Annotated in this window: 4 protein-coding genes; 3 read left to right on the top strand and 1 reads right to left on the bottom strand. The window is 62.5% G+C overall.

Annotated elements, in window-relative coordinates; genetic code table 11:
• Nucleotides 1-188: 188 nt before the first annotated feature.
• The 3 genes from ABI_RS05190 to ABI_RS05180 all read left to right on the top strand — a co-directional run bounded on the left by ABI_RS05190 (nt 189) and on the right by ABI_RS05180 (nt 4,145).
• Nucleotides 189-746, top strand: a complete 558-nt coding sequence (locus ABI_RS05190; RefSeq protein WP_040308606.1) for a hypothetical protein — start codon at nt 189-191, stop codon at nt 744-746.
• 3 nt (nt 747-749) lie between these two features.
• Nucleotides 750-2,387 (top strand): secretin GspD/PilQ domain-containing protein, encoded by a 1,638-nt coding sequence (locus ABI_RS05185; protein WP_006271799.1) that lies wholly within the window; start codon nt 750-752, stop codon nt 2,385-2,387.
• Between the two features lie 153 nt (nt 2,388-2,540).
• Nucleotides 2,541-4,145 carry a hypothetical protein gene (locus tag ABI_RS05180; protein WP_006271798.1) on the top strand — a complete coding sequence of 535 codons (1,605 nt, stop codon included), beginning with the start codon at nt 2,541-2,543 and terminating at the stop codon, nt 4,143-4,145.
• Between the two features lie 427 nt (nt 4,146-4,572).
• On the opposite strand, the gene ABI_RS05175 is transcribed toward ABI_RS05180, so the two are convergent.
• Complete coding sequence (locus ABI_RS05175) at nt 4,573-5,352, bottom strand: family 43 glycosylhydrolase (RefSeq protein ID WP_006271796.1); 780 nt, start codon at nt 5,350-5,352, stop codon at nt 4,573-4,575.
• Nucleotides 5,353-5,429: the final 77 nt, after the last annotated feature.

Here is a 5,429-nt window from a genome sequence, read left to right as displayed (position 1 = left end):
TCTCCTTATCTGAGAGGATGTGTCCGTCTTTTTGGGGTTGGTATTAGCCGCTGCACCAGAGAACCTTTGTTTCACAACGGTTTGCGACATGGCCGCGCGACGATTACCCGCGTCGTGCAACAGTTTGCAACATCGCAATTTCGCGTCATGGCGTCATGCTGGAGGCCTCCTCAACCGGGCCTTACGCCATGCACCTGCCGACCCGCCGAACCGTTCTCAGCGCCGGACTGCTGACCGCCACAGCGGCCGCAGGATCGCTGCGGGCTGCGCCGGCTTTCGCGTTTCGTCCCGGTGTCAAGTCGGTGCTGACCGCGCGGCAAAGCGCCATCTGTCATATAGCCGATTACGGCAACACGCAGGTTGTGTTGCTGATCGTCAACGGTGCGGCCATCGACGTCCATGCCCGTCGCGCCGGGCTTTACCATCCCAAGGATCCTGCCGTCAGCCGTAGTGTCCGCGCTTTGGCGCCGGTCGATCTCAACCGGCTGATCTCGGCGGCGGGGGGGCTGGACCAGCCCGTGAATGGCAGCGTCCGGAACGACGCCTTTCATGCCCTGTACCAAGGCCTGAAGCCGATGCCTCTGGCCCGCGCCTGCGGCACGAACTGCGGCGCCATGGGCTCGGGTCAGGCCCTGCCGATCAACGACGCCTTCTTCCGCGACTGGAGCTTTGCCCACGCGCCGTCGGGGCCCTTCCTCGCCTTTTCATCACCCACGGTCAAAGCCGTGTGGTCACTGGAGTCCTGAACCATGGTCCTGCGTCATCTGTCTATGACTGCCCTGTTGCTGTGCAGCGTGTCCGCCTGCGCCATAACGCAACCGCCTTCAGCTCTGGGTATGGCGGCGCACAGCCAGCCGGCAGGTGCCCGCCTGATGCAAGCCAGGGACGCCCTGATGGCCGGCGATACCTCGACGGCGATGGCCGGCTTCGGTGATGCGGCGGCGCGCAATCCGAACGATCCCAATGCCCAGACCCTTCTGGCGCTCACCTATCATGCGGCGGCCAAGGGCGATCCCGAGACGCTTGATCTGGCGGCGGCTGGCTACGACCTGGCGCTGCGCAGCGACCAGGACGCCTTCTGGGCGGCGGCCCTGGCCGGGAAGGCGGTGTATGACCGGGGACGTTACGAAGAGGCCCAGGGCTATTTCGCCCGTGCCGTGATGATGCGCCCGGACGACACGCGGGCCCTGCTGGCCCTGTCGATGAGCGCCTACATGTCCGGCGATCCGCAACTGGCGGCGCTGGCCGCGGAGCGAGTGACGCAACTTCCCGCAGATGCCCAGACCCACGCCGAGGCGGTGCGCCTTTCCGGCCTGGCCTATGCCGCCACAGGGCGCAAGGCGGAGGCGTGGCAAAGCTATGCCCGTTATGCCGAATTGCGCCCTGAGGCCGCCGCCCCGATGCATGTCCGCATCAGCGACTTGGTGCGAACCGAAGACGCGGCGACACCGGTCAGCGACGGTCCGGAGGTTCCTGTGGCTCCCGACCAGATCTCGGTCGATGTCGCCATCATCCTGTCGCAGACATCGCAGCGCGACAGTATCGGCATCAACCTGCTGGACGGGCTGACGGCGCAGTATGGTCTGCAAAGCCAACGCACCACGACCGGTGATGCGCAAGGTAACCGCAATATGCAGCGCACGGTGACCGAGGCCATTTCCATCCCGCAACTGACCTATAATATGAACCTGTTCAACCGCTTCGGACAGTATTACCAGGTCGTGGCGCGGCCAATGCTGACGGCCTATCGCGGTGAGCCCGCCGACTTTTTCGTTGGCCGCTCAGCCAAGGTTGCCGTGACCGGCGTCAACTTCTCGCAACTGGAAACCATCGACATCGGCACCCAGATCAAGGTGACGCCCGTCGAGATAACTGCGACGGGGACGCGGCTGCGCATTGAGGTGACGCGCTCCTTCCTGTCGGGCGAGCCTGCCGGCAATTTCAACGAGTCGCTCAATACCTGGCGCCAGACGGTCAGCACGACCGTCGAGGTCGCCTTCGGCACGACCCTGATCCTGTCAGGCCTGTCCGAAAGCGTTCGCGACTCCTCGACCACCAAGACGCCGCTGGTCGGCGACGTGCCCGTGGTCGGATCGGCCTTCAACCGCCGCATCACCACCGACAAGCGCGACGCTGTTCTGGTGCTGGTAACACCATCGCCATCGATGGCCTTTGCCGGACCGCAATGGGCCAGACCGGCCCAGATCGAACAACTTATCGGCCAGTGGAGCACGGTCATCGCGCCGGGTAGCGATCTGGGTCAGATCGCCGGCAAGCTGGAACGGGGGCGATTGTTCACCCGGGCCCGCAATGACGATGCCCGCCTGACCTGGCCCGATTTGCCCAACGATCAGGGGGAGATCCTGAAGGATCTGCTGCTGCCGTAACGACCTTCACCATCATAACCATCATGAGGAGGAAAGCCCCCTAAACACGCCAAACCCTAAGCCCCCTAAATGTACGCCGGCCCCAAATAGTTCGCCGTCGGGCCACCCGAGTAAATTCCCGTTTTATTTTAACCTTTTTCTCGAGGAGACAACATGTCCCGCGCAATGATCCTGTCTGCCCTGCTGACGCTGGGCGTAAGTGCCCTGCCCCTGATGAGCGCCTCGGCGCAAACCGTCGTCAAACCACCCGTGCTGCTCAAGCCGGTCCCCAAGCCGCCGATCGTCACGACCGTCCGCAAGGCGAAACTGGCCTATATCATGGGCGTCGATACGTCGGACGCCACCTGCGGCATCTACGATCCGGCCGGCCTGACCAATCCAGTCATTTACCGCGCCGATTCCGGCAGCGGCCGGCATCTCGATATCTTTGCCGGTGATACCGGACTTGTGCTGGTCGGAAACAACCTGGATCTGGTTCAGCGGGTTGTCGTCAATTTCGACACGGCTCCGGATGTGACGGCGTCGGTTGTGTCGCGCCGCAACGGCAACACCGCCTGCGGTGAAAAAGCGACGGACAAGGTTATGACCATCCGCTTCACCAGCCCGGTGAGCACGACCACCCAGAAGCTGTTTGGGGGGCTGGAACTGTACGCCTTCAATGAAAGCATCCTGACCAACCCGCCCCGCATCATCAATCCAAACGATCCGTGCCTGCCGCAAAACTTCAATCTCGAAGCCGGCATCCCGCCGCAATGTGCGCCGGACTTTGTCCCCCTGGCGGAGGTGCATGGGTTTGCGATCCGGCCTCTGCCCCAGATCCAGTCGCGCATGGCGCTCGACAACACTGGACGTGTCCCGACCATCGAGCGTCGGCCGGAAGTGCTGGGGAGCAATCTGGGCCAATTCACCCAGATCGCGCTGAATAACGGTAATCTGGCGACGGTCACCGGTACCGCCCGCATGATCACCCCGACCATTGAGGCCAGCCGGTTCAGCGGCACGGTGCGATGGGAAAACATCTCTGCCGCCGGAACCTGGTTCTTCAGCCTTCAACCCAGCCTGAGCCTGTACCGTCAGCCACGCGCAGGGACCGCCATTGTGTTCAGCAATTCGCTCACCCGACGCGAGGTCAATGACACTGTGTGGGCCAGCGAAACCGATTTCCGCCGCCGTTTCATGGGGTCGAATATCGCTTCGGCCAATTTCAACTATCAGGCCGTCGCTGCCCCCACCCCGCCGCCACCGCCGCCGGCTGCCGCGAACATCACCGCTTTTGATCCCGGCAACCGGCTCTATATCACCAGCGGCGGCACCACCACGGTCGGGAACCTGCCGGGGGAAAATTCGCAGATCCTGAGCGCATTGCAAAGCGAAGCCTGGTGTGCCGCCCTGCCCCAGCCGGCCCCTGGGCCTAATGGTGTGCGGACCGTCGCCCTGGGCCAGACGACCCTGGGTAACCTCACCTGGGGTATCCGCAACAGCGGCAATGCCGCCTTTACCGGGACGGTCACGGCAGAGCTGCGCCTGGGTGGTACCGTGGTTGACACGATGACCTTTACCGGCACCCTGGCGGCGGGCGCTACGCAGATCGACACCTTCCCGCGCCCGACCCAGACCGTGGCGATCGCCCGCGAAAGCCTGGGACCGCTGTGCTTCCATGTGGGTCTGGGGTCCGATGCGGTTGTTGAAAACCGAGGCTACACGGTACGTATAACAAGCCCGGGCAGCAACTCAGTCAATCTCAGGTCTATTCCGTAGATCGTCGGTGCGGCCGTACCAGGATGACGCTACGGCGCCGTTGTGGTGCGGCCCCAACCTTTTCACAAAAATATGCGGCGGCGTGGTGGCCAAAACGGCCGTGGTCGCCGATGTGGAGAGCCATAGGGTTTGGTAGACATAGGCAGGCCGGGAGAGAAGGTCGGCTCCGACGCACGATTTCGTACAGATCTGGTACGCTTGCCCAGTCGTTCCAGGGTTACGACTGGACGATGTACGGGATCGTGCCATCCGGATTGAAATTGAAGGTTTGGACGGCCACGCTTCTGCGGACATCGTCGCCCTTTATGCCGTTCAGACTTACAGATCCATCATGGTAGAAGAAATACCACTGGCCTTTGAACTCGACCATCGCCGGATGGATGGTGAAGCCGACCTTGGCGGGGCCGGTGACCAGTCCGCGATAGGTCTAGGGCCCCAGCATGGACGGCGCCGTTGAATAGCCAATGTGCTCCGGCGCGCTGCCGTTGAACTCGCCGGCATAGACATTGTAATACAGGTCGCCGCGACGGAAGAGCCACGGCCCTTCGGCATAGTTGACCAGGTCCAGCCTGTGGATGGGACCGTCGAGTTCAATCATGTTGGGCTTGAGCTTGACGAGATAACAGTCGCCGTTCCCCCAGGCCATCCATGCGGTGCCATCGACGTCGATAAAGACGGTCGGATCGATATCGGCATTGGTCCGTTTGGAATCCGTCGTCATGCCGTCGGTAATGAGGGGCGTTCCGCGCGCATCGGTGAAAGGCCCTTCCGGCCGATCTCCCACCGCGACGGCGATGGCGTGGTGCTCGGACTCCCGCAGCCGCAAGGTTGTGTAGAAATAGAACTTGCCGTCCTTTTCGACCACCTGCGCCGCCCAGGCGACGTCGGCCCGGCCGTAGGAAAAGGCTTCCGGCCGCAAGACGTAGCCATGAGATGTCCATGCCTTGGCATCGTCGCTGGAATAGAGGCGCCAGCCCGGCATGGTGAAGAACTGGCCTTCTTTTGCATTGTCATGGCCGGCATAGACGTACAGGCGATCCTGATAGACCAGTGCCGCCGGATCGGCCGTAAAGACGTCGCGGAATATCGGATTGGATGACGCCGCGTCCCCGGCGGGATGCGCCAGGACCCTGCCGGCGTCGCTGGCAAGTACAGCCAAGGCGGCGGAGGCACTCAGCACGGCTCTGCGATCCAGTTTTTTGGTCATTATGGCTATCCTTCTGGGATGAGTTCTAATACCAACCAACGATAATGTTGACACGTCGACGTAAAGAGGACCCCTCC

Origin of the sequence: Asticcacaulis biprosthecium C19 (assembly GCF_000204015.1) — a bacterium.
GTDB classification, from domain to species: domain Bacteria; phylum Pseudomonadota; class Alphaproteobacteria; order Caulobacterales; family Caulobacteraceae; genus Asticcacaulis; species Asticcacaulis biprosthecius.
The sequence above is the reverse complement of the archived record's forward strand: the minus strand, read 5'-3'. Positions and strand labels throughout refer to the sequence as shown.